This window comes from Cytobacillus sp. Hm23 (genome assembly GCF_051842895.1).
In the GTDB taxonomy this organism is placed as follows: domain Bacteria; phylum Bacillota; class Bacilli; order Bacillales; family SM2101; genus Nanhaiella.
Genome location: NZ_JBPXRQ010000025.1, coordinates 30,415 through 55,257, shown reverse-complemented (window position 1 = coordinate 55,257; position 24,843 = coordinate 30,415). Strand labels below are relative to the sequence as shown.

The window sequence follows — 24,843 nt, the reverse complement described above, 5'->3', positions numbered from 1 at the left end:
TCATTCTGTCTACTGAAAATGAAGGTTCTCCCAATAAAAGCAATTTTCTAAAATATAACTTTATACTCTGATCAACTCTACTCAACTAAACTCACCTCTTATCATAAGAATTAAACTTATATTATCATAAATTTTAGAAAATTCATCCTTTTTCCCTTTCCTTAAAATACCCACTTGAATAATTAGATTTGGTCGGTAATTTGCAGAAGAAGCCATTTTTAATATTGTGATATTTTATTTACATATTTCATCTAAAGGGTAAAAAATTATTCAACACTTATATAAACAGTAATAATTTACATAGAGCTCGATATTACACACATACAGTCACAAGTCACAAGTCACAAAACGAGGTTAGATATGATTGCTAGCGCATACAATTTCCCAAATATGCAATTATAGGCTAACAAAAAAAGACGCTGTGCATTTCAGAAATGCCCCAGCGATATTTTGACAATATAACATATTATAACGGTGTTATAGCATACTTATGGAGAAAGGAAAAACTGCCTGCAATATTTAGTAGTTAATTTCTCTTTTGAAAACTCCCTACTACAACTCCTGTTAAAATTAGGATTCCTCCGATAAAGAAACTAGTATCTAGTTCTTCACTTAATAAAATCCATCCTAAGAAAGAACCTACTACTGGTTGAAATAAGAAAAACAATGAACCGATCCCAGCATCCATATTTTCCATACCTTTGTTCCAAAGAAAAAAGGCTCCTGCTGTTGAAACTAACCCAAGGTACGTAATACCCAAAATGATTAAACTGCTTTTAAAATATACATCATATACTTGAAATTCCCATACCATGATAGGTGTTGTAAATATAAGTGCAAATAGTATGGAATAAGTGGTAATAAACAATGTTGAAAAGCGTTGAGATGCAATTTTCACATAAACTGAAAGTACTGCCCATGTAATTGCAGCTCCTACTAAAATTATGCTACCAAGTAGATAGGTACCGAAAGTGATATCTATGCCAATAACCACAACAACTCCACAAGTTGCCAGAAGCAGTGCCATAACTTTTACAATTGTTAACCTCTCTTTTAATAGAAACTTTGCAAAGATTATGGTAAAGGCAGGTGTAACTGAAGTAATTAATGCTCCTGTATGTGCATCAGATAATTTTGTACCAATAAATTGCAAAGCAATAGATACAAAATATCCTATAAAACCAATCCAACCTAGTAATAACCAATCCCTTTTCTTTATTTTTACATCATTTCTCTTGCTCACTCGACATGTGTTTAAAATTGTAACTAGAAAGGCAAAAGCAATCATATATCGCAACCACATTAACGTGAATGGTGGAACAAATTCTAAAACATATTTGCTGACAACATACATCCCACCCCAAATACTTGCGGCTAAAGATAAACATGTCGCTCCAAGTAAATTTTGTTTCATAATTTTAACTACCTCCATCTTTATATAGGAAATTTGAAAAGAATATTTCCCCTAAGATGAGGCATGACAATTTATTTAACTATTCATCCCTCAACTTAGGAAAGAATAGCTGGCTGGTCATTTTCAAAAATATCGAAATAAAATCTCATTATTTATCCCCCTAAAAGTTATTAATGAATCAATTTGTCTCACTTAATCAAATATCAAAATCAGTACAAACGATTTATTCCACTCCGCTTTCTAGAATTGAGAATTTTCCTTGTTTACAATCAATTTCTGCTAACACACCATATGGCAAAATAAACTTCGGCTCCGTATGACCAAAACTTAAATTATAGAGAATCGGTAAATCTTCTAGATCGTATTCTTTCATTACTTTTAATATTTCATGTTTATATTCTTCATAATACTTCTCATCTTTAGGTTTACCAAAAATGATACCCTTTGTTTTTTGTAAAACCCCTTGTGCTGCATAATTTCTCAACCAATACCTAATATAATTTGGTTCTGGATGTTCTTCAGAGGTTTCAAAGAATAGAATACTATTCTCCCAATATTTCATCTCTGGCCACAATGTTGTGCCTTTTAGAAACTCCAGCACTTCCATACATCCTCCAACTAAATGTCCTTGTCTAATGTCTGAACCTTGAAGTATCTCATAGCCATAATTCTGTTTCATACTACGTCGTTGATATTTGTTTGATATTGTCCATTCTAATCGCTCACTCGTCCATTCATTAGCGGGATGAATTTCACCAATCATCTCATTTGAAAATAGCGTTCTGTTTACCATTTCAATTGTATATGGGTTCATTTCAACGTTTTCAGCAAAATCAGTTAAAATTGCTGGACCGTAAAATGACGTAATACCCGCTTTATAACAAAAAAAGTGAGAAACAGTCACATCTGAATATCCTATAAAAACCTTTGGATTTTCTCGTATAACATCAAAATCAATATATGGAAGTAAGCGAATACTATCTTCTCCACCAATATTTGCAAAAATCCCTCTTATACTTTTATCTTTAAAAGCCATCATTAGGTCCATAGCACGAGCTTCTGGATTATTATAAATATATTCTGATCCTTTTAAGCTATATGGCATCGGAACAACAACAAGACCAAAAACCTCCTCTAACCTCTTTACGCCCTGTTCATAACGCCATCTAAGGTCAGGGTCGCCTGCACCTCCCCAAGAAGGACTTATTGTAGCAACACGATCTCCCGCTTGTAATTTTTTTGGCTTCATTAACACAGTAACTACCTCCCGCTATTCTTACGTTTGAAGAACTCTATTTCATAAACTTTATTGCAATTTATACTGAAACAACTATTAATTGGAACACGGACAATGAACATACACTCCGTTAATGCCCAAAAATAAAATTATCGCATCTTTTAAATGATGGTTTTAGGTGATTATTATATTATATCGATATGCACTTTTTACTATATAACACTATTATAAATAAGTTATATTTTACAAAACTGACCATTATTTCGCATTTTGCTTTTCTACAAGAAATTGTTGCGCCAAAAAATATGCAGTGACTGTAAATATCTGAGTGTTTATGTTATTTGATAATATTTGATTTCCAAAACTATCGAAATCAACTAATCGAACTTTTATCTCTTCGGAATCATCTAAATCTTGCTTATCCCCTTTAAATGCTTCCAATAATAGAAATGTTTTTACTTTATTATTTTGTGTTCCTGGATTAACCATAAATTCACCTAAGAAAATAGGTTCTCTTAATGAAGTGTAACCTGTTTCCTCCTTAACCTCTCTTATTAGCCCTTGCTCGTATGTTTCATTTCCCTCTCTTCTTCCAGCAGGAACTTCTACGAAAAAATCGTTACCACCATGACGATATTGTTCAACTAGCACAAGCTCGTTTTTTTTTGTAATTACTATCGCATTCACCCAATCTTGGTATTCATTTACAAAATAGTCTTCTATTACTATGCCATTTGGAAGCTCACAATGATCTCTTCTAATATTACCGAATGGGCTTTTATGTAAGTATTCTGATTTTATCGTTTTCCATTTATCCATAGTCACCCTCCTAATTTATATTATTCTACCAAACTATTCATAATTTTAGCAAAATCACCTGACAGTTTTCGATATATTAGATCGATAGGTGACCTATTGATTGCTTCTTCGAAAGCATCTTATTTATTCTTCAATGCTGTTTTCGCATAGTTTATTGCTGTTTTATCATACAGATAAATATAATAATCATTTACAAAGCCAATCAAATAAGAAGTTTAGTCCACTAGAAGCCACAGATAAAACTAAAGAAATCAAAGAAAATAAAAACGGGTATAACAATTGTTATACCCGCTTCTTTATACGTACTCTCTCTTATTTCCAAAAATCATCAAAAACACTAATAGGCGCATTCCGTTTATGTTTTGTCTTCATCCAATGAGATGTAATTTTTTTCGATGCGTCTTCCGATACTTTTTTTCCTTCTAGAAAATCGTCAATTTCATCATATGTGACACCAAGAGCCATTTCATCAGGCAATTGAGGTTTCCCATCTTCTAAGTCAGCAGTAGGTGCTTTTAAGTACAATCTTTCTGGACAACCCAAATTCTTCAAAAGCATTTTACCTTGTCTTTTATTTAGGCGGAAGATTGGGACTAGATCACATGCTCCATCTCCATGCTTAGTGTAAAAACCTGTCACTGCTTCTGCACTATGGTCTGTTCCTAACACAACACCATTGTGAATACCAGCAATACTATACTGAACTTTCATTCTCTCTCTTGCCTTTTCATTCCCTTTTAAGAAATCCGAGATTTCAACACCCGCTTCTTTTAAAGACTCAACACTTGCATCTACTGATGGCTTGATATTAACCGTAAAAACCTTTGTTGGTTGAATAAATTCAATTGCCATCTGACAATCATCCTCATCCTTCTGAACACCATAAGGAAGTCTAACACCAATAAACGAATACTTGCTATCGCCACATTCTTCATTTAACTCATTTACGGCAATTTGAGCTAATTTACCAGTCAAAGTAGAATCCTGTCCACCTGATAATCCTAAAACTAAAGAATCAATAAAAGGATGTTTCTTTAGGTAGTTCTTAATAAAATCTACACTTGTTCGAATCTCTTCTTGTGGATTAATAATTGGTTGTACCATCATTTCTTTTATAATTTCATTTTGAAATTTGTGCATTGAGAACTTCCTCTCTAATTTTTATTAACAATTTATTTAACATATGTCACCTGTTCTATTTTTCAGCTAAGGACAAACGGATAACGCATCCCTGTTGAAGAATTCTTTTCATTCTATCTGCTAAGTATACTATACTCGAACAGCTTTTTTCATAGCATGAATTTCTAATATCCCATTCCGGGTATTTTTGTATTTTCTAGTAAAACCTATTTTCTTTTAGTTCTCTATGAGTTATGGCCTTAAGGACAATTTCTCTATAAGGTTCACTCTTAGTATCTTAGGAAAGCACCAACTTATTAAATTGCAATATTCTTATTAAAATGGATTTATTTGTTACATAAGTCTTACCATTATCCACAATAGGATGAAAACTATAAAATCACTTTATTAACACTATATTTCTCCAAAAAAGTTGTCACTGTGTACCCTTCACTACCCTATTCTTTTCATATATAGCTTATGTTTTTTAATATACTGATAACAATTTTCTGGCATCAAATACCTCGGCTCCCCCCCCATGCTTATTTCATCACGAATATAGGTTGAACTGATTTCCATAGCTAGACCTTTATCAATTAAATGGAATGTGTTGCCGTCATCGTTATTTCTTAAAATACCTGACTTTCCAATCGTAGCTAACATATCAATACCATCACGAGCCATTATAATGAAATTAAATTCTGACACCAATTTATCACCATTAGACCATTTTCCCTCCCCAATATCAACCAATAAATCCGCTCCCATGATGAAGAATAATTCATCACCTGGATATTTGTTCTCAAAATGTTTCATCGTCGTATAAGTATCAATTTTCCATGCATCTTGATTCATTTCATAATCATCAAAAATAAATATAGGATTACTTTCTATTGCCATTTTAACCATTTCTTTTCGGTGCTCATCACTAATATTCATTCGCTTATCTTTTCTTTTATTTGAACAAGGTAAGAAAACTACATAATCTAATTTACAACGGTGTGCAACCGTACTTGCTGTCCATAAGTGTACATTAGTCACTGGGTCATACGAAGACCCATAAATTCCGATTCGAGCCATTGCGCAGCCTCCTTAAATATAATAACTAATCAATTCTTCTCACGTTTTTTTTCATAGTATTTTTTGTATACAGCTCCAAGAGAGAAACCTAAATGTTTAGCAATCGTACTTGTGAGAACAATACATTGTATATTCCTTTTCTTAATTGCTTTCGTAGTTACTCCATCAGATGATCTAACTTCATCGGATTATTCCACCTTCAAAACGTCTAACTTTAACGTATCATATGTATTTACTAAAAAACACATTATTTTGCGGGAACAGGATTCAAGAATTTTATACCTTTTTATTTAACACCAGAACGTATTTTCTTATATAATATAATAATAGGGGTGATTTTATTGAAAGGTCGTGAAAAGATGAAAGAGGCTCCTGCCTATATGCAACCTGAAGAAATCAAGTTGCTTAAAGATGCCTGGGATGACTATAGCAAGATACAAAAAACTACATTAAATGAGTATGAAATACAAGAAATAAAAAATAAAATTCTTGAAGCTTTGGAATTTAAACAGGAAGTAACTATAACGTATACAAAAAATGGAGCTTTTCAGCCTTGTGTGGGGCACATCTATTTTGTAGATAAACTCAATAAACATATAATGGTGATAGATAATTTAGAAAATGTACATAAATTAAAATTTGAGAGTATAATAAATGTACAAATAAATTAACAGCCCGTATACTTTGTAGGGCTGTTTTTTCACGAAAGCAATGTCAAGATGTGATGATAATATTTTGATGCAGCTGTATTCATTATCATCTATGTTCTTTTTAACTTTCGCTAGTCTTTCATCGTTTGAAATACCTTTACTTTCACTTCTTTAGTAAGTCCATAGCACATCGATAACTTATGTCATTATGTAGTTACACCGTTGACAAGGGTACTTTTATTCATCAACTGAAGATTAGTAATGATAAATATATGTGCAATTTCATAAAAAAAGAATTCCAGTGTTCATTTCTTGCACCGTGTCAACTAATGCTGTCCCTTCAACTCTTCTATATAATATATGTATTGCCACCAAATGCTAAATTACCTATTTTAAGTTTACTAGTTTCAAAGCTTATTCACCTCAAAATTAAGTTAGATTCATAGCATATTCCAAAGTAGAATAATCGACATTTGAACTTTCTTTAATTTCAACTTTTGTACCGACTGAAACGGTCATTAACATAAATACAAAGAATAGTACAACCGTTCCTACTATTAAACCTAGTAATATTTTTTTCATAATTATATCCCCCAAACAAATCACAGTCTTCACTTCTATATCATACAAAATTTCTATTATGTTAAATAAATTAATCCATAAGAACCATATTATAAAATTAATTCTCTTTTTAAAACTTCTCCCAGTTTTAACTTATATTTGTTACTTTCATACTTAGAATTATTAACCTTAACCTTATTTATTTTTAACATATCATATATGTGTAATTCTAATTGTTGTCTTGCTTGTAAGACTTTTAATGTACCATCTAAACCACTATATCCACGCCTCTTCCCGTAACCTTGATTAACTGTGTAATCAATAAAAACTTCTGACCATTCAGCTGGTCTTTCCTTAACAGCCTTTTTAAAAGAAAACTCTAAGCTGTCTTGTTCAATGTAGATTAACAAAGGATTTAAAGGTTCAATAATTTCGGCTAATCTCATAACATAGTTTGTCACTTTCTCTTTCGATGCATCATACTTCATCATACCAATACTTGTAGGATTTTGGATAAAACAACAATCAAAGATAAAAGGCTTAGTACTATTAAGGGCTGTTTCAGTAAATTCTCTCCATTTCTCTGTAATTAATTCAATATTTTGATCAAGAGAAATTTCATATATATCTTTATGAAATATTATATTAAATAATTCTTCCGAGAGCTTTGTATTTAATTCATTTTCGATTTTTCTATATGGTAAAAAATAGTTATCTTCCTTCTTCTTCACTCTATCCATAAATATATTTTTTAATTCTAAATTTGACAATGATAATAGTTCATCAAATTCATTTTTGCTAAAGAATGATACTCCATCATAATCTGCTGGGTGATCAAGATTACCTTCTAAAAACAACTCTGTTTCGACGTTCATTCCCATCAAAAGTTCATGAATGATGGTGGCAGTTGTTGATTTACCAAACCCTGGCAACCCCTCTATTAATATTAGTCTTGTATTCATTAATTGAAAACTCCTTTTCACTCATGGTTACTAAGTGGACAGCTTAAATTATTGATTTTAGAAATATCATTTGAATATATTACCTATTATATCATTTGAGACATATCATTTGATGTTTTCACTTTTTACGTTGAAAGTTCCTAATTGGACATACCACTTTCTTAATACAGAATCTATGTAGTTTCGTACTACACAATAAAATAATGTATATGAAACGATAATCCTTTTAGGCAATTATAAAGTTTCCTAACCTCATAATTTCACAGATTGATATTAACACCGGGTCTAAGCCCTCTTGAGTGCCGATAATAATTCCTTCGACTACTCTGTCAATGGTTACATTCTCATAAACTTGGCCAAATACTTGGATATGAATTGATGTTCCAGACTGTTGAAATGCTAGAAGTTTTCGTCTTATTGGATCCATGCAACAATCACAAACAGCTGTATTTTTATTTGATGTACTTAAGTTTACATCTAACACTTCTTGTCCATCTAAAGCAGCAATTTTACAGATAGATATACAATAATTAAATATTTGCTACCCTGACATTTGTTCTACCTCAACTATAAAATCATTTACTGCTTTAATCGTAACAAAGTCTGTCCCTACACCTGGAATATTTAATCCTACGGATTTCGTCACTAATTGCCTTAACACATTTTGCATAGCAATTATACAACAATCACAGGTCGTATTTTGTATAATCGGCTCCTTATTTGTAACTTTTTTGCTACAACATGATATTGTTCTGTGTATATTCATAAACTCTACCACTTTCTATACCTAGATATATAATAATGTATGTAAGAACTTATTTTATTGTATGGGTTGGCTTATTCAGTTTTAGAAAAATTACATAGTTAAGGGAATTTATATAAACAAAATAATAATTTAGCAAAGTGTCAAGATTGTGCATTCACACAACCTATGAAAAATGCAAGGAAATTTTTTGGAAGGAATGTTGCTCACGATCATTTTTGGAGCATATAATAAGGAAGTGTAACTGAACAGTGCTTTAGAATTTGCAAACACAACTCTACTTGTGATTACTAACCCTATTTATTCAATGATAAGTAGGAAAAAAATAACTAACGCAAACAGCTAGGTTCTCACAATAGCTATTGACTAGCTTTTTATATACTACAGTTATTAATTAACAATAAAAAAGGCTACCAAGCTAAGCGTGGCAGCCTATATTAACTACAATTATCATCCTAATAAATTACTTACAACTACAAAAACTAATACAAAGGTAGGAATAAATACGGAGTGAAATAATAGCTGTCTTTTCTTTATCATTTACATTCCCTACTTTCTATTAATATTTAATATATTTATAATTTTAAATCATTTTTAACATAAACACAATTTTATTAGAGTAAAATCCACAATACCATTGCGATTAAAAGAAAAAGTGGATATATATGCTAATTGTTGCATCACAATCCTTATTACTATGGGCTACTATTTCATCTGTAATATTATGCTTTTTCCTTATAGGTAAGGTTAGTAAAGGTATGTATAAGGGAATAAAAGATATTTTATTTCCTTTTAGTCTTCCAAGTTATTTTTCTAGTGAAATTAGTAGTTTAAAGCATGTAAAACTACTATTACGCTTAATTGGTATTTTTTGATAAAATTTATATAGAAATTATGTTATGTTTCTATCAAGATTTAATCTCAAAGGAGGCGAGGAACTTTGAAACCCTTAAACCCTATAAGCGTTATACTAGTTTTAAGTCTAACATTGCTTTTAATATTTGATTTTTTCCCTAATATTTCTTTTGCTACATCTACTTTAAATAATATACTTCTATTGACCATTGTTTTACTTGTATTAATCGCTAATCTATTTAAATCGAATAGAAAATACCGAAGAAACTACTTTACCATTTTATTAGTCAACACTTACTTTTTATTTCTTATTGCCCTTTTAACTATTTTAGGTGGTGAGTCAAATGTTGGTATATCGTTAGATAACATATTCATTTGGATATTTTTCTTATACTCTTTTTACAAATGGAGAAAAAGCAAACATAATAATAACGTCTGATAGTTTATAAATTTTATATAATAAGACCATCATAGCTAAGGCGTAAAGGGTGGATTTTTAATACTTTACATACGTACGGTTCTCAATTTGTGATACAAGGAACTACTGGTGCTGCAACACAAGAAAGTACTAGCTAGTGCATTATTGTCTCTACTTTTCAAATAAGGTGTACAATTTTTTTATACTCGTTATTGCAAGTGCTGTACAATCTTAAAGTGTACTAGTTCTAGACATTTCCTAGTGCTTTATCATTTATAAGAATAAGAGCATGTCATTGGCTATCATGACATGCTCCTTTCATCAATTTTATTAAGTTTTATTGCCCATGTTGTAATAATCAACTCACATAACATCATTTACATTTGTTATTTAAGACTTACCCCACGCAACTCAAAGTCGTTTGTTACCATTTTAACGAAGTTAAGAATATAATGATAAAACACATACCTGATTTATTATATATAGTTAGTTACAGATCATATAATATGTTATCTTATAACAACTATTATTGAATTAATTTATTTACCCATCTATCAAACTCTTCTTCCGTTTCCTTTTCCCCATTTATATACATATCTATAGAGTTATCATTATAGAAAAAATATATTACATATTGCTGGTCCCCTTCAATGAACATTACATTCCTACCATTACTTCCAAAGGACCAATCTAGGTTTTCAAATGCTCCATTTAATAAATCATATATATTCTCGTCATTTGTAGCTTTAAACTTTGCCATTTGTGTCTCCATATTATCATCTAATTTATTGACCCATTCATCAAATTCTTCTCTCGTTTTCTCCATACCATCTACAGTCATATATATTGATTCCTTCTTATAGTTAAAGAATATTGCATACCGGTTATCATTTTGTTCACCTAGAAAGAGCATTACATTATTATCATCACTTTCAAAGGACCAAGTTTCATTTTCGAATGTATAATTTAATATATTATATACACTCTCTTCATTTTCAGTTTTAAATGTTTTCATTTGCTCCTTCATCTGTTTATCTAATTTTTGCATATCACTATCATTTACCTCATAATCTCTATATACTAACTCATTTACCCATTCATCAAATTCTTCTCTCGTTTTCTTTTCACCATCTACGTACATATCTATAAATTCTTCTCTATTAGTGAAGTATATTGAATATTGTTTATCAAAATAAGTACCTTGGAAAAGCATTACATTATAATCGTTACTTTCGAAAGTCCAACCTGAATCTCTAATTCTAGTATTTAATAATTCATATATACTTATCTTATTAAAAGCTTTGAACTTGGCCATCTGTTCCTTCATTTTTTCGTTAATATCTTCTATATCATCACTTAATATTGGATTCTCATTAGTATTGCTGAAATCTATTGAATCAGATATTGGAACCTTATTGTCATTTATTGTATTATCATTTCCATGGTGTACTGATTCTCCACCAAATAATGACATTATTAATACACTAGCAATTTTGATTTTTATCATGAAGTGTAGCCTCCAATTATTTTGTTATTCTTGTGATGGCTATATTTTATAAAACTCTGTACAAAAATGGATTACAAAATAGTTACAACGTGCTTATTTTGTAATATTATAATGAATTTATGGTACAATCAATACCCATTTTTTTGAAAACACTTATCTCTTCTTTTCCTTTTCTTATGTCCATGTTACCAGCTAGTCACCCACTAATTCATACTAGTTTAGCAATAACCTCCGACGACAAATTAGTTTATGCTGTTGGTGGTAGTCAAGATGGCGTAAATGTTATTGATGTCAAAACTCACTCACTTATTGCTACTGTTTCTGTTTGAAATAGACCATGCTGTATTGCTATTACACAAGATGGGAAATCAGCTTATGTTTCTAACAACGGTAGTAGCACTATATCGTTAGTTGAAACAACAACTCATTCTGTGATTGCGACAATTCAGTTACCAGTATCTTTTTTCCCTGGCTCGATACTGTTTACAACAGGTGGGAAAGTTTTAGATGTGATCTAAAACCTTTTGGATTTAGGTATAATACACAACTATCATTGTAGTGAATAAACGATTTTTATTACGTAATAGGCACAGTTATTATCTTTTTATTAAATAACTGTGGTATTTTCATGGATGTTATAAGTTGAAATTACCTAATGCAGCAATGTCACACAAAAGAACCATCTCGGGATTGCTATCAGCTGTTCCTATCAACTCTTGAATAGTAAATTCACTACCACCAAAAGCAACAGTACCACTCTTGGGTTGTACCCTGACTACTGATCCAACGCGAAAGACACTCATCAAATTTGATTGCAGATCTTTAATACAACAATCACATACAGTAATCTGCTTTATTTGTTCTTTTTCCAAATCTTACAACCACATGGTGAAGTTGACACTTTGTTTCCAGACATTAAGCCACCCCTCCATAACAATTAATACTCCATATTATGCTTGTGAATAAATGGTTTTATAGGGATGTGTGTATATAACACAATGGGCATGTGTACAATTTCATTTTCTAGTTAAAGCTACAAAACTCACAAAGTTAAATTGCATACACTGTATTCTATAAGTTGATACCTTATATCCAGCCATATGGCACCTCTCGAAAATTTCGGGAGGTTACATAATTTATTACAAATATATGAGACATTTATCTAATCTCCTTGGAACATACATGCATATAGTATCCTACAGGTGTTTTCCTATCAGTCCGACCTCCCTACTCTTGACCAGTCATCAAGAGCAGGGAGGTTACATAATTTTGGATAATCGACTCCGTTATTCTTAAGTTTCATAAAAATAAATTGTGGTGCTTGGTCACTTATCAGTTGCTTTTAATAACTTTTTACATTTATTAATAACAACTAATTCTTTATAAGGACTGATGAAGTAATGGGAAATTGTAAGTGCCAAAATGATAAGTGTCCTCAGTTATTTAAGATTCAAACAGAAACTGAAATTGATTTTTCTGACAGTTTTGGAAATCCCAATTTTTTAACTTTGAAAATGCTAAATAAACATAAAGGTGTTGAAGTTAAACTAGATTCAACTGCTGAATTGTTATCTGAAATGTCCCTCTTTGATCCGGTTGGTGATCCACAGGGTAGTACGTTTGTTGAATTTGACTACATTCTTCAACGCTCTACTAATAATGGCCCTTTTTCTAATCTATCCACACTAACATCTAGACAAAGAGTAAATATATTCGAAGGCTTTAATAATCCTGATACAGCATCATTAATTATCAACCTTACTTGGACAGATAAGCCTGGAATAGGTTTCCATGTATATCGTATACGAATCGCTAACGGATTTACGCTAGATACTAAAGCACTATTTGATTCCCTAATGTTCCAAACTCGTTCCTTAAATGCTACTATTTTTTTTCACTAATTTTTTTGCAACCTCAATAATTAATAAGTATAAGTTTTCATAATTAAAAATATTGCATTTGGTCATTTATCAGTTGCATCATCAAACTTTTCGCATTTATTATTAACAACTAATTCTGTAAAGGAACTGATAAAATAATGACAAATTGCAAGTGTAAAGATGATAAAACAGTAGACTCATTTAAGGATCAATCATTAATGGACTTAAATTTATTTTCGAACAACATGTTTATACCGCAAGCTGTATTGACTTTACCTCCCATCTTTACTAAAAAAGGTAATAACATACATCTAAATTCTATTGTTACTTTGGAAACCACTGCTGATGGTTCGAGTGAACCTATAAGTATTGACATAGATTATATCCTCCAAAGAATAACCAATAACGGAATATCAATGAATTTAGCTACGATTCGATTACAAAGAGAATTCACCAACGAATCGAATAACTTAATTAATACTATAACCCCTAACCTTACTTGGGTTGATTATCCAGAAACTGGTATTCACACCTATCGTATTTTCATTCAAGAGGCTGGACCATGTGCCAATGTCGATACTATTTGTGCTCAAACTCGTGCTTTAAATGCGTTAGTTATTAAACACTAATAGCTATTTAGTAACAAGCATACAAAACAAGTCTTATAAGCTAAAATTATCCACATCTTCATCCGTAAGGTAACAGCAGGATGACTGTGGTTAAATATTTCTTGCAGTAAAGTAACATCCTTATATTTCTTGTAGAAGAAATATCCGAACGTCTCGTGTACTGAATGACAACCGCATTCCTTCACTCCAACCTCTTGTGCTGCTTCGTTTAAAAGTTTCCATGCTTGAGACCTTTTAATATGATCTGAATGATGGAATATTGGACAAACAGTGGTTTGTAAATGGATAAAAGGGGCATATCACAACAGTGGTTATCAAAATGTTCTGGCGTTGGTAGAACAACCATTAGTAATTTAACTAAAGGTAATTCGGATCATACACCTAATGCATCAACTATAAAAAAAATAATGAAAGCGATTAGGAAAATAGATCCGAACGCTAAAGTGGATGATTTTTTCGACATGTAAAAGGGACTGCTCTCATACAGACCCTAATCTTTATAAACACAGCCCAACTTGAGTTTAATAAAATGCATCTTATCAATAACGTTTTATACAAAAAATCGAGGAAATAAATTTTTCCTGTATGAAAAGAACTTTGGTAAATCAACAATGTAAAAAATCATGTATATTCTTTATCATTCACTTTGTAAAAATATAGTTATATCAATGATTGTGAAAATACATCTGTTCCTATAGCTCCTATTATGTAAACTAGATTTGAATAATATATACAAGATTATTTATTTTTTGGATATGACACTAATTTGAAATCAAGAATCGCATATCTCGACTATTCTTCATATACTAAATTAATAATAAATGATGGAGTGGGTGATTTTTATGGGATTGGCTTATGTAGCAAATGTTAATTCCAATAATATATCTGTGATTGATACGAAGACACATGAGGTAATTGCTACTGTACCCGGTCTGACTGAACCAACTGATATATCCATCACGCCTGATGGAAAATTAGCTTATGTTACGAGTGATAACACTGGAAATATATATGTTATAGACACCAAAATTCATTCTTTGGTAGCGACAATTGGCACTACCGAAATAACTTTTAAAACAGTTTTTACGCCTGATGGAAAATTAGCTTATGTTCCGAGTATCGGATTTATCTTTGTCGTAGATACAAAAACGCATTCTTTTATTGCGACAGTTCCAGATAATTTTGGTTCGGTGCTATCTATCACACCCGATGGTAAAATTATCTATTTTGCGAATTCTAATTCTACAATTTCTGTTTTGGATACAAAAACACATAGTGTGATTGCTACTGTGCCTGTGCCTCCTTCTTTAAATCCACGAGTAACTTTTACTCCTAATGGAAAAATCGCTTATGTTGCAATTGATGTTATTCCTGGGACTGTTTCTGTCATTGATGTGAAAACTCATTCCGTTATTGCCACTGTGTCTGTTGGGGAGAATCCACGGGTAACTTTTACTCCTAATGGAAAAATCGCTTATGTTGCAAATGATGATATTCCTGGAGCTATTTCCGTCATTGATGTGAAAACTCATTCCGTTATTGCCACTGTGTCTGTTGGAGATGATTCAGAGGATGTTTTTTTTACACCAGATGGAAAAATTGCTTATGTTATTAACGATACTACCCCCGGGTCTGTTTCCGTCATTGATGTGAAAACGCATGCTGTTATTGCGACTGTATTTGTTGGGAACGAGCCAGAAGATCTTGCTTTTACACCTGATGGAAAATTAGCTTATGTTGCAAATGAATTTGAACCATTTGAACCTGGGACTGTTTCTGTCATTGATGTGAAAACTCATTCCGTTATTGCTACTGTGTCTGTTGGGGTTAATCCGGAGGCTGTTGTGATCATACCGAATTAGTTAATACAGAATAGTGAAGTAAATGTCTGATGGTTTTGCTATTATGTAAACTAGATTTGAATATTGTATTCATGTATATACAAAGAAACTGACGTTATTAATCGTCAGTTTCTGGGAGTCTTCATTTCTCTAAGATAACTGTACCTCTCTCATTGTCATAGACAACCACTAATATCCTTTTATTAGTAGTGTCTGACACCCTCGCATTAACAATATCATTTTCATAAAGTACTTTCCCGTTCTTATCCTTCATTCCTGTGCATGGGCTCCTACCTTCAAAAAAACATTCATCGTCTAATTGTTTTTTTGCTTGATTAATAAATCCTCCTTTGGCCCCTTCTATCTCTTCAATGTTAAACTCGAAACTAGTGACTGTCTTTATTGTGGAAATAATATTTGAATTGTGGATTGTTCAAATTAGGAACCTCCTTCTATCTAAACAAAACTTATTCTTTAGACATAAGGTATTACTGACATAATTTCTCTTCGAACACCATTCATAATTATTTTGGATGGTGTTTTGTTTTAAACGCTATTATCATATTGCTTTAGTCCAAACACATCTCCATCTTTTAACATTTAATATTATCACTACATTTCGAAGGAGAGATTATTATGTCAAATAAAATCTATAAAACAAAACTTTGCGGGTGTTCTCCAAAGTCAAAATCAGATTGTGTATTTACTACAAGAACTACAAGAACTTTTAGAAACACGACTCCTATTCAAATCCCTGACATTGGAACAGCAACACCTTACCCATCCCCCATTAATGTTTTTGGATTTCAAGATAAGATTATAAAAGTAACAGTAAAACTCATAAATTTAAGTCATACCTTCCCACGCGACCTTAATATCTTAGTAGCTGCACCAAATGGAAGTAATGCAACAATTATGGCAGATGTCAGTGATGCTAGTACTGTCAACAACATAATCCTAACTCTTGATGACATGGGACCAATTATTTTACCATCATTTGTTGCAGCACTCTCATCAGGCACATTTCAACCAGCCAACTACAATGGCGAGGGAGCAGTTTTACCACCTCCTGCACCTGCGAATCAACCAGGTGGATCAATGTTAAGTGTTTTTAATTTTATTAACCCTAATGGTACTTGGAATCTCTTTGTAGATGATACCGGTATTGCAGATTCGGGCAGTATCACAGGTGGATGGGAAATCACAATAACTACAAGTAATTGCACTCCATAATATTATTCCTAATAATTTTCCCTTCGTAGGAAGGGGGTCTTTTTTAGTAGAACACAACACAACTTACCTTGTGTTTATTAAGATTGTTCCCAATTATAATACTGTTCCATTGCATTATAATGTTTTTCCAACTCTTCTTTAGTCTTATTTCCGTCAATATGGAAATTATAATCGAATTAACAAATGTATTAATTAATTCTTCTGCTTCTTCTCCTAAAATTGATAAAACCAGAAAAGAAGTTAGCACAAGCATTTTCTGCTGGCTTATTTCCTTCATCTTGAGCTACAATCATATGAAAATCGTTTTCTCTAAGTATCGATAATATTTTCCTTTTCTGTTCATTTATCATTTCTAACCCTTCCCTTAATTTTGCGAAACATTGCTATCATTGAGTGTAATAAAATGATTAACCCGACCTAGCACATTATAGTACAAGCGTCTTAAAAACCATTGCATATAATGCTCTATAACTCTCCCTAACAATTATTCCTTCCGCTTCAGTTAGTGGGAGTTATACTTCTATAAATTTTATAAATTTGATTTATTTGACCTAGAACATTAATACAAGCAAGGTTGAATAATTTTACATAACATTAAAGTAAACCCATAACTATCATTCTCTCTTCCTGTTGCCTCCTTTGACGAACATACAGGGAGAGTATTTTTTTGCTAATCGCCACATTTGCTAATTAGTTTCCTTAATTTCTTCAAGTTTCATTATGTTATAATTAATTGCTAGACTTATTTGTTTATCGTTTTCTAAACAGAGGTGATCTTATATGGACGAACGCATTTTATTCATGTTTATTTTGTATATTGTTTTTTCCATAATTGGAATATCTATTTTATATTTTGTGATAAGAGCCGCAGTAAAAGCAGGTATCGATGATTCCATCACAAATAAAATGATTGGTCGAATATTAGATAAAGTTAGTGAAAAGAAATAACTATTCATCTGCACCTCCCACTACATTGTGGAGGTGTTTTGTATTTATTAAACTAATTGCTTATTTAGTTTCATAAACTACTAGTATTTTCGCCATTTTTTTTAAGTAGGTAAAGAGTATTGCTTCTCCCCTCTTTATCTGAATATCATGTTTAATAAGAGGAAAGAGGTGAAAAGATGTCTAGTAATGTGATAAATTGTCAAGAAAGAATGTATATTCCCACCCTACCCAAATAAAGAGTTAATTAATTTTCGTGCAGAAAAAACGAACATGGACCAACCACTCGATTTTAATGAAGTTAACAGGATATCTTTTAATAATGCAATTATTAATAATGGAAACGGATATGATACTAGTGCTAATCAATTTAAAGCTCCAGAAACTGGGTTCTATATTTTTACTACTGAAATTTTATTAGAATTTGTAAACCCAGGGAACATAGAAATAGAAATCCGGTCCAATAAGAGATTGATTGGTTCAACTGGAGTGTTGTTATCTTTCCAAGATGAACCAGTAGGCTTTACCGCGATGACTCCATTAGATGCTGATGAATTGGTAGCTGTTTTTATTACACCAGCTAATACAGGATTTAAAGCTATAGAATCAGCTTTTACTTATTTCGGTAGCTCCATATTACGATAAACCCATAATATTTTGCAGAATTTCAATTGGATATAATAGTTGATATGTTATATCCTCTATACAGATTTTTATGAGTAGGGTAAGCGCCCAGCGCCTTGACGTATTTCTACGATAGGTTTCCAAACGCTCCCCTCCGAACCGTACGTACACCTCTCAATGTATACGGCTCTCCACCTATCAATCTAACTTTCCTGCATGGAGTTTCTTATGGCATGGAACGCACATTGCTAATGTTTTTCTTTTCCTTGCAATCATGATCTGTTCCCATCTTTTTTTTCCTTTTAGGTCTTTAACCTTTTTGACATGATGAATTTCGATAGGAACATTTTCCTTTCCACACCATTCACATTTATTAGCTAACAAACGCTTTATAAGGCTATTTCTCGAAGAGTAGATTAATGTGTTTGGTAATTCGTCCACTTTTGTATTAAGTGGGGTTACAGATTTATAAAAACCTTTATTATAGAACTCCCTACATCTAGTGCCTTTTTTAGTTTCATACTCTATTACGAAAACACCGTTTTCGTAGTATTTATCAATAACTTTTGGAACACTGGTTTTGTATTTATTTCCAAAGGTTTTAAACATACTGAATTTCATAATGTGTAAAAACCTGTGTAGGTTACTTACATTGTCTGCTAATTTGTAGTAATTATATAAACCAGTTACTTCGCTGTTATAGACACTTAGTATTTCCAAGTCATCTAGATGGGCAAGATAGGTTCTATGAGTAGATTGCCATTTTCCATTTTCGTCGATTTTTAGTGCTTTCATTTCTAAAAGTTTCTTTATCCACTTTTCAGTAGGCATTAATAGAAAACATTTCCCTTTTACACTTCTCTTTGGATGATTGCTTTTCCATTCCTTGTTTCTTTGGAATGATTTATCTTGTGAGATTTTGATGTCGTAACCAAGGAATCTAGCTTTTTTTGTGTTATGCGTAATTAGTGTCTTTTCTTGCGATAACTCTAGACTTAGATTCTCTTTAAGAAAGACCGTGAGGTCTGCTTTCACCTTTTCTGCATCTTTCTTGTTACCATTAATGCTGATGATGAAGTCATCTGCGTATCTCACATAATTAATTCTACGGTAGTTAGCGTCCATTGGATTTGTTCTATCATGCTTACCAAGTTCTTTGTACAATGCTTTTGTTGTGGTCAGATAATCTTTTCTCTTTTTGTCTGTGAGATTAGATTTATCCAATACTTTCCTTATGGTGTAAATTCTCTTGTAGATTCTGAAATACTGTGGATTCTTTGTTCTTTTAACACCCTTGTCAAATTCTTCTTTATACCTGTTCATAAATTCATCCAACTCATTAAGATAGATGTTAGACAGTATAGGGCTGATTATTCCTCCTTGAGGCGTACCACTGAACGATTTATGGAATTTCCAGTCCTCAAGATAACCTGCCTTGAGAAATTTCCATATTAAATTTATTACTTTCTCGTCCTTTATCGTTTTTCTTAGAATACTGATAAGAGTGTGGTGATGAATGTTGTCAAAGAATCCCTTTATATCCCCTTCAACAAACCACTTCGTTCCATTAAAAATTGCCTTTGTTTGTAATAATGCTGAATGACAACTCTTTTTTGGTCTAAATCCATGAGATTTATCGGAAAACCTTGGTTCGTATATGGCTTCAAGAATGTCTCTAAGCACTTCTTGTACAAGTTTATCGTCACTAGAAGGAATACCTAACGGTCTTTTCCCACCATTACTCTTAGGAATGTAAGTTCTTTTAGCTGGATTCGGCTTAAAGGATTGAGTTTTGATTGAATCAATTATCTTATCAATTCTTTCTAGACTCATTCCATCTACGGTTTTCCCATCCGTACCTGAAGTCATGTTTCCCTCGTTAGCGTAGATTTTTTGGTACGCTTTGAGGTAAAACTCTCGATTGTATAAATTTCTGTATAAGCGTTTAAATGTGTATGTTTGCTCTCTTGATTTTTTTGTTAGAATATTTAACACTACTGTTGGATTTCTCATAGTGCCTCACGCACCTTCCCAAGTTGGAGTTAAAATAGATAGGCTGTCCCCCTTCGCCATGTACTAAGCTTTCCCTAGCTCGGACTACTACGAGGACTCCGTTACCGTATCGAGTATTCAAACGCAAATTGTTATAGCCCGTACGGGCATCCCGACTTAGGTAATCCCCATTTAGATGGAAAAAAGATGGCATACTGTATTATCGGATGTGATTTTCGCTCTTTTCTCACTGATAGTGGATGGTAGGGAAATATCCAAATCGTTCTTGTGCTAAGCCTCATCACAAGCTCATTCCCCTTATAGCAGTTAGCTACCTTACGCTATACGCAGTAATTTTCGCCCTTGAGTTGTCATTCAAGCAGTTTAGCTTTCATCCTTATTACAGCTTTTCGCCTTGCCATTCAGTCGTAACGTGGTAACTCGTTAACTTATGGCTTTCCCAACATGCTACACTCCCCGTCTGGTTTCCCTTTCGGATAAGTTGGGTGGCGATAGGTTTTAGTTTTGGATTTGACCTACATTAATGCTATTTAATGAATCTTTATCCACCCTTATGGGCGCACAACATAGTTACTCTTGAGTTTGCTAAAATATCATCTCCTTCATGAATGACAGTCTATGTTACAATTTTCGATATCATTTAAGTAGTCTCCTCATACCATAGTAGAAATAAATACTTTTTGGAGGTTTTTTATGACTACTGCGGTAATTGATGTCAAAACTCATAGTACAATTGCTACTTTACCTGTTGGATTAAACTCGACTCCTGTCTTTTCTTCTGATGGTAAGTTCGCTTATGTGGCCAATTTTGATGTAAGTACTGTTTCTGTCATTGATGTCAAAACTCATTCTGTTATTGCTACTGCATCTGTTGGAAACTCTCCAACTGCTATTACCTTAACTCCTAATAGCAAAATTGCTTATGTGGCTAATGTTGGTTATTTTTTTGTTTCTGTACTTGATACAAAAACACACTCTGTAATTGCTACTGTATCTGTTGGAACTGGTCCAAATTTTATCGCTTTTACTCCAGATGGGAAGATTGCTTATGTAGCTAATCTTGGTGATTCTATCGTTTCCGTCATTGATGTGAAAACTCATTCCCAAATTGCAAATGTGACAGTTGAAGGTGGCCCTGATTCTATTGCTTTTACTCCAGATGGTAAGATTGCTTATGTTACTAATCAGCAGGATGGGACTGTATCTGTTATTGATGTCAAGACTCATTCTTTAATTGTTTCTGTAACTGTTGGGAGTTTCACATTAGAGGCTGCTTTTACCCCGGATGGCAAAATTGCTTATGTTGTACCAGGAACCAATTAACGCATTAAATAAAACAAGTCTTTTACGAGAATCCACACTTCCATCCATATAAGTAACCCCAATACAAAATAAGTCTTATAAGCTAAAATTATCCACAGCATCATCCACAAGGTCTTGACTAATACCGATATATCGCAAGGTAACTGAAGGATGACTGTGGTTAAATATTTTTTGCAGTAAGGCGACACCCTTATATTTCTTGTAAAAGAAGTATCCGAACGTCTTTCGCGTTGAATGACAACCGCATTCTGACACACCAACCTCCTGTGCTGCTTCGTTTAAAATTTTCCATGCTTGAAACCGTTTAATATGATTTGAACCACGGAACGACTTAAATAAATAATCATTGTCATTCAAGTTGATGGTGTATTCGTTTATTCCTGTTACAGGTCACCTTTTTCTTCGTTTACCCATCAATGAAGTACGTGCATTAAACATGTTACTTCTGTATTAAACCCCATATAAAAAGTCAGCCTCTCAGCTGACTTCCTACAGTTATGCATACAATTTTTCCTCTTCTTTCCTAAAAAAACTTTTCATCGCATGGAATACATCAGCTTTTTGTTTTAAAATATAGTATCTGAACTTTTCATCTTTTATATTTTTATAAGCTGACATTAATGTGGAGTGACGGTTATACTGATACAACTCTCCAACCTATACCCAAATATCAAACATGATTGTAATACCTAATATATACATAAAGAATAAATAAATCACTATATTTTTTGCGTTCAATTACTTATAATTCTGTGGTCATGTAGTCAGTACCTATTACTAAAAAATCCAAGCAACTAATACCAAAATGCCAATAGCTTTTAGGGCATCCTTTTCTTCTTTAGTAAAAAACGAGTCAACAACTTCATAAGTGTTTGTACCTTTAACCTTCCTTAGCTTAAACGAGCGTGATTTTAATTCCTCCGTTTGTATTTCTGACTCTTCCTGTTCCGACAGGAATCTGCCTAACTCGTCTCGAGTTCGTTCGCTCGATCTTCGTTTTCGCTTCGGCTCTTGATCCAAGATTTTTCTCAATGCCTCTCTCTCTTGTCGTGTTAACATTGACGTCCTTCTCCCTCTTCTCGTTTTTTAGCTCTCGTTCCAGCCATAACTGGATAAAATCCTGTTCCCACATGGGGGAGGGGAGAGGGACGTCTGCTTTCATATGCTGCTTAATTGTGTTATTAAATGTGTTCGAAAAAGCTGAAGTGAATAATGCAAGCCTAATAATTTGATTGCGGTCAAGGTCTGTAGCTTGAAAAAGAGCATCTACATAGTTCCGAAACGTATCGTCATATCTGACTGTAGGTCTATACATCAGACGTCCCCCCTTTAATGCTTAGACGTCCCTCCCTTTTCAAACGGACGTCTTTCCACTCTGCTTGATTTAAAGCCATTTTTAATGTCATTTACATTACCTCCTTATTTCAGACGTCTTGTAAGCTTCTTTATACAATGTACGAGGCACTGCTTGTCCACTATTCCTAGTTTCTTCGTAAGTTTAGGTTTGTTTTTTCGTAAATTTGGAAAAGATGTTTTTTAGGGAGGCGATATAAGATGTTATTTAAACCATTAACTAAATTAGGTAAATGGATGCACAAAAGGGGAATTACTGGAGCTTGGCTACAAAAGGAAACAAAACTTAATAAGAGCACAATATCAAGTTTGACGTCCAATAAAGATTATTCACCGAGACAAAGTACAATGAGGAAGGTTATTAAAGCGTTAAGAAAAATAGATCCGAACGCTAAAGTGGATGATTTTTTCGACATGTAAAAGGGACTGCTCTTATACAGTCCCTAAATTTTGGTAGAAACACAACTCAACTTTTGTTTACTAGCACACTACGTATAACAACTTTTTATGCAAAGAATTCAGGATATAATTTTGATTTTTATAAAAAGGACTTTGATATATATAATGTATAAAATCTCGCATAAATGATAAATTCCAAGAATAATAAAAGATAATATTATGTAATCTAAAGCTGAATACCACCTACAGATATATACAATAGATCTAAATGTACTTGAAATATAGTAGGAGTAGATAGTTACCCCTACTTATTCAGTATTTTGTCCTTTAAGAGGTTGTAAAAAGAATAGTGACTGCAACACCACTATCTAGTGTTTGATCTGGGTTGGAAGCATCAATCCTTACTGATAATAGTTCACCTGGGCAAAAACTAGCACTTCCCTGTACAGTGTCTGTACAACCTGATTCAGGACTCAGACCAGTTACCGTTGCAGAGATACTTTTATCATTTATGGGTGCACCACAATTTTCACTTCCAACAATCGTACAACTTACTGTATCATCTTCAGCTATCGGATTATCACGGGTACTAAAAGTCATATCTGTAATGGTTGAACTCTTGATCATGACCACATTATTTGCTATGAAACTACCTGAGGTACCCAACCCTACAAAATTGTTATCAGCAGCTAGATCTACTGTTTGAGCTGCTAAATTGATCTCCCTAACTTCCGGTCCTGTTGGTCCTGTTGGTCCTGTTGGTCCCTGTAAACCCATTGGCCCCTGTGGTCCTTGTGGTCCAGGTTTTCCTGGAGGTCCCTGTGGCCCTTGAGGTGGTGGTGGAACGATTCTACATTTACAATCTCTATCTTTCATTGTAATTTTCACCTCCTATATATTTATACTTTATATTTATGATTCATTTCTATAGAAGGTTAGACTAATGTATTTATCGTGACAAAAATGTAGAGGTGTCTATGTTAATTGAATATTTTACAACAAGTTAAGATAGCCATTATTATGTAAACTAATTTTGAGAATGGTATATATTTCAATCAAATACACTAAACTCCATGTGTTTTTTTATTTGGAAATCTCCCACCCCCTTTATACTCGAACTAACCTTGGTTTTGTAACTTTTTTTTTAATAGACCATAAAATAATTAGAAAAATTATTTAAGTTACGACGCGTTAATATATGGTCTAATTGGAGGGAAA

General features: G+C 32.7%; 30 protein-coding genes and 1 pseudogene. 12 read left to right on the top strand and 19 right to left on the bottom strand.

Annotated elements, in window-relative coordinates; genetic code table 11:
• Positions 1-526: 526 nt before the first annotated feature.
• The 5 genes from ACSVDA_RS15755 to nadD form a co-directional block, all read right to left on the bottom strand.
• Positions 527-1,414 (bottom strand): DMT family transporter, encoded by an 888-nt coding sequence (locus ACSVDA_RS15755; RefSeq protein WP_485884377.1) that lies wholly within the window; start codon positions 1,412-1,414, stop codon positions 527-529.
• A 223-nt stretch (positions 1,415-1,637) separates the two neighbouring features.
• Complete coding sequence (locus tag ACSVDA_RS15750; protein WP_485884376.1) at positions 1,638-2,669, bottom strand: S66 family peptidase; 1,032 nt, start codon at positions 2,667-2,669, stop codon at positions 1,638-1,640.
• A 240-nt stretch (positions 2,670-2,909) separates the two neighbouring features.
• The gene (locus ACSVDA_RS15745; protein WP_485884375.1) at positions 2,910-3,470 is read right to left on the bottom strand and encodes an NUDIX hydrolase; all 561 of its coding nucleotides are present in this window, start codon (positions 3,468-3,470) and stop codon (positions 2,910-2,912) included.
• Between the two features lie 312 nt (positions 3,471-3,782).
• Positions 3,783-4,610: an ammonia-dependent NAD(+) synthetase gene (nadE, locus tag ACSVDA_RS15740; RefSeq protein WP_485884374.1), complete on the bottom strand. Its 828-nt coding sequence runs from the start codon at positions 4,608-4,610 to the stop codon at positions 3,783-3,785.
• 432 nt (positions 4,611-5,042) lie between these two features.
• Positions 5,043-5,669 carry a nicotinate (nicotinamide) nucleotide adenylyltransferase gene (nadD, locus tag ACSVDA_RS15735; protein ID WP_485884373.1) on the bottom strand — a complete coding sequence of 209 codons (627 nt, stop codon included), beginning with the start codon at positions 5,667-5,669 and terminating at the stop codon, positions 5,043-5,045.
• Positions 5,670-6,010: 341 nt separating this feature from the next.
• Here nadD and ACSVDA_RS15730 point away from each other — a divergent pair, with 341 nt between their 5' ends.
• On the top strand, positions 6,011-6,340 hold the full coding sequence (locus tag ACSVDA_RS15730; RefSeq protein ID WP_485884372.1) for a YolD-like family protein: 330 nt from the start codon (positions 6,011-6,013) through the stop codon (positions 6,338-6,340).
• A gap of 408 nt (positions 6,341-6,748) precedes the next feature.
• On the opposite strand, the gene ACSVDA_RS15725 is transcribed toward ACSVDA_RS15730, so the two are convergent.
• The 5 genes from ACSVDA_RS15725 to ACSVDA_RS15705 form a co-directional block, all read right to left on the bottom strand.
• Positions 6,749-6,901, bottom strand: a complete 153-nt coding sequence (locus ACSVDA_RS15725) for a hypothetical protein (protein ID WP_485884371.1) — start codon at positions 6,899-6,901, stop codon at positions 6,749-6,751.
• 89 nt (positions 6,902-6,990) lie between these two features.
• Positions 6,991-7,842: a P-loop NTPase family protein gene (locus ACSVDA_RS15720; RefSeq protein ID WP_485884370.1), complete on the bottom strand. Its 852-nt coding sequence runs from the start codon at positions 7,840-7,842 to the stop codon at positions 6,991-6,993.
• A gap of 226 nt (positions 7,843-8,068) precedes the next feature.
• Positions 8,069-8,326: a hypothetical protein gene (locus tag ACSVDA_RS15715; protein ID WP_485884369.1), complete on the bottom strand. Its 258-nt coding sequence runs from the start codon at positions 8,324-8,326 to the stop codon at positions 8,069-8,071.
• Positions 8,327-8,383: 57 nt separating this feature from the next.
• Complete coding sequence (locus tag ACSVDA_RS15710) at positions 8,384-8,608, bottom strand: hypothetical protein (protein ID WP_485884368.1); 225 nt, start codon at positions 8,606-8,608, stop codon at positions 8,384-8,386.
• 1,796 nt (positions 8,609-10,404) lie between these two features.
• Positions 10,405-11,385, bottom strand: coding sequence for a hypothetical protein (locus ACSVDA_RS15705; protein ID WP_485884367.1), 981 nt, complete (start codon positions 11,383-11,385; stop codon positions 10,405-10,407).
• A 143-nt stretch (positions 11,386-11,528) separates the two neighbouring features.
• Here ACSVDA_RS15705 and ACSVDA_RS15700 point away from each other — a divergent pair, with 143 nt between their 5' ends.
• Positions 11,529-11,714, top strand: a complete 186-nt coding sequence (locus ACSVDA_RS15700) for a hypothetical protein (RefSeq protein WP_485884366.1) — start codon at positions 11,529-11,531, stop codon at positions 11,712-11,714.
• Between the two features lie 15 nt (positions 11,715-11,729).
• Entirely contained in the window at positions 11,730-11,903 is a 174-nt protein-coding gene (locus ACSVDA_RS15695) for a hypothetical protein (RefSeq protein WP_485884400.1), read from the top strand.
• Between the two features lie 117 nt (positions 11,904-12,020).
• Here the strand turns inward: ACSVDA_RS15695 and ACSVDA_RS15690 are convergent, their stop codons facing one another.
• On the bottom strand, positions 12,021-12,188 hold the full coding sequence (locus ACSVDA_RS15690) for a hypothetical protein (protein ID WP_485884365.1): 168 nt from the start codon (positions 12,186-12,188) through the stop codon (positions 12,021-12,023).
• A gap of 597 nt (positions 12,189-12,785) precedes the next feature.
• On the opposite strand from ACSVDA_RS15690, the gene ACSVDA_RS15685 reads away from it, so the two are divergent.
• From ACSVDA_RS15685 to ACSVDA_RS15670, 4 genes are all read left to right on the top strand, one after another.
• Complete coding sequence (locus tag ACSVDA_RS15685) at positions 12,786-13,286, top strand: hypothetical protein (RefSeq protein ID WP_485884364.1); 501 nt, start codon at positions 12,786-12,788, stop codon at positions 13,284-13,286.
• A 137-nt stretch (positions 13,287-13,423) separates the two neighbouring features.
• Positions 13,424-13,894 (top strand): hypothetical protein, encoded by a 471-nt coding sequence (locus ACSVDA_RS15680; RefSeq protein WP_485884363.1) that lies wholly within the window; start codon positions 13,424-13,426, stop codon positions 13,892-13,894.
• A gap of 281 nt (positions 13,895-14,175) precedes the next feature.
• On the top strand, positions 14,176-14,361 hold the full coding sequence (locus ACSVDA_RS15675; RefSeq protein WP_485884362.1) for a helix-turn-helix transcriptional regulator: 186 nt from the start codon (positions 14,176-14,178) through the stop codon (positions 14,359-14,361).
• Positions 14,362-14,736: 375 nt separating this feature from the next.
• Positions 14,737-15,756, top strand: a complete 1,020-nt coding sequence (locus ACSVDA_RS15670; RefSeq protein WP_485884361.1) for a cytochrome D1 domain-containing protein — start codon at positions 14,737-14,739, stop codon at positions 15,754-15,756.
• A 121-nt stretch (positions 15,757-15,877) separates the two neighbouring features.
• Here ACSVDA_RS15670 and ACSVDA_RS15665 read toward each other — a convergent pair whose 3' ends face one another.
• Positions 15,878-16,009, bottom strand: coding sequence for a hypothetical protein (locus tag ACSVDA_RS15665; protein WP_485884360.1), 132 nt, complete (start codon positions 16,007-16,009; stop codon positions 15,878-15,880).
• A gap of 362 nt (positions 16,010-16,371) precedes the next feature.
• Between ACSVDA_RS15665 and ACSVDA_RS15660 the strand changes: the two genes are divergently transcribed.
• On the top strand, positions 16,372-16,968 hold the full coding sequence (locus ACSVDA_RS15660) for a hypothetical protein (RefSeq protein WP_485884359.1): 597 nt from the start codon (positions 16,372-16,374) through the stop codon (positions 16,966-16,968).
• Between the two features lie 188 nt (positions 16,969-17,156).
• Here ACSVDA_RS15660 and ACSVDA_RS15655 read toward each other — a convergent pair whose 3' ends face one another.
• Positions 17,157-17,318, bottom strand: coding sequence for a hypothetical protein (locus tag ACSVDA_RS15655; RefSeq protein ID WP_485884358.1), 162 nt, complete (start codon positions 17,316-17,318; stop codon positions 17,157-17,159).
• Positions 17,319-17,748: 430 nt separating this feature from the next.
• On the opposite strand from ACSVDA_RS15655, the gene ACSVDA_RS15650 reads away from it, so the two are divergent.
• Complete coding sequence (locus ACSVDA_RS15650) at positions 17,749-17,916, top strand: hypothetical protein (protein WP_485884357.1); 168 nt, start codon at positions 17,749-17,751, stop codon at positions 17,914-17,916.
• A gap of 270 nt (positions 17,917-18,186) precedes the next feature.
• Positions 18,187-18,558, top strand: coding sequence for a C1q-like domain-containing protein (locus ACSVDA_RS15645; RefSeq protein ID WP_485884356.1), 372 nt, complete (start codon positions 18,187-18,189; stop codon positions 18,556-18,558).
• On the opposite strand, the gene ACSVDA_RS15640 is transcribed toward ACSVDA_RS15645, so the two are convergent.
• Both ACSVDA_RS15640 and ACSVDA_RS15635 read right to left on the bottom strand, forming a co-directional pair.
• Positions 18,550-18,681: a hypothetical protein gene (locus ACSVDA_RS15640; RefSeq protein WP_485884355.1), complete on the bottom strand. Its 132-nt coding sequence runs from the start codon at positions 18,679-18,681 to the stop codon at positions 18,550-18,552. The two genes, ACSVDA_RS15645 and ACSVDA_RS15640, sit on opposite strands and share 9 nt — an antisense overlap.
• Positions 18,682-18,735: 54 nt before the next feature.
• Positions 18,736-20,550 (bottom strand): reverse transcriptase/maturase family protein, encoded by a 1,815-nt coding sequence (locus ACSVDA_RS15635; RefSeq protein WP_485884354.1) that lies wholly within the window; start codon positions 20,548-20,550, stop codon positions 18,736-18,738.
• Between the two features lie 693 nt (positions 20,551-21,243).
• Between ACSVDA_RS15635 and ACSVDA_RS15630 the strand changes: the two genes are divergently transcribed.
• Positions 21,244-21,873, top strand: coding sequence for a beta-propeller fold lactonase family protein (locus ACSVDA_RS15630; RefSeq protein ID WP_485884353.1), 630 nt, complete (start codon positions 21,244-21,246; stop codon positions 21,871-21,873).
• Between the two features lie 75 nt (positions 21,874-21,948).
• On the opposite strand, the gene ACSVDA_RS15625 is transcribed toward ACSVDA_RS15630, so the two are convergent.
• From ACSVDA_RS15625 to ACSVDA_RS15615, 3 genes and pseudogenes are all read right to left on the bottom strand, one after another.
• The gene (locus ACSVDA_RS15625; protein WP_485884352.1) at positions 21,949-22,230 is read right to left on the bottom strand and encodes a tyrosine-type recombinase/integrase; all 282 of its coding nucleotides are present in this window, start codon (positions 22,228-22,230) and stop codon (positions 21,949-21,951) included.
• A gap of 138 nt (positions 22,231-22,368) precedes the next feature.
• Positions 22,369-22,527: pseudogene (locus ACSVDA_RS15620) on the bottom strand (sporulation protein YhbH); the annotation flags it as partial.
• Positions 22,528-22,768: 241 nt separating this feature from the next.
• Complete coding sequence (locus ACSVDA_RS15615) at positions 22,769-23,188, bottom strand: hypothetical protein (RefSeq protein WP_485884351.1); 420 nt, start codon at positions 23,186-23,188, stop codon at positions 22,769-22,771.
• A gap of 239 nt (positions 23,189-23,427) precedes the next feature.
• Between ACSVDA_RS15615 and ACSVDA_RS15610 the strand changes: the two genes are divergently transcribed.
• Positions 23,428-23,646 (top strand): helix-turn-helix domain-containing protein, encoded by a 219-nt coding sequence (locus tag ACSVDA_RS15610; protein ID WP_485884350.1) that lies wholly within the window; start codon positions 23,428-23,430, stop codon positions 23,644-23,646.
• Between the two features lie 306 nt (positions 23,647-23,952).
• Here ACSVDA_RS15610 and ACSVDA_RS15605 read toward each other — a convergent pair whose 3' ends face one another.
• Positions 23,953-24,501, bottom strand: a complete 549-nt coding sequence (locus ACSVDA_RS15605; RefSeq protein WP_485884349.1) for a hypothetical protein — start codon at positions 24,499-24,501, stop codon at positions 23,953-23,955.
• Positions 24,502-24,843: the final 342 nt, after the last annotated feature.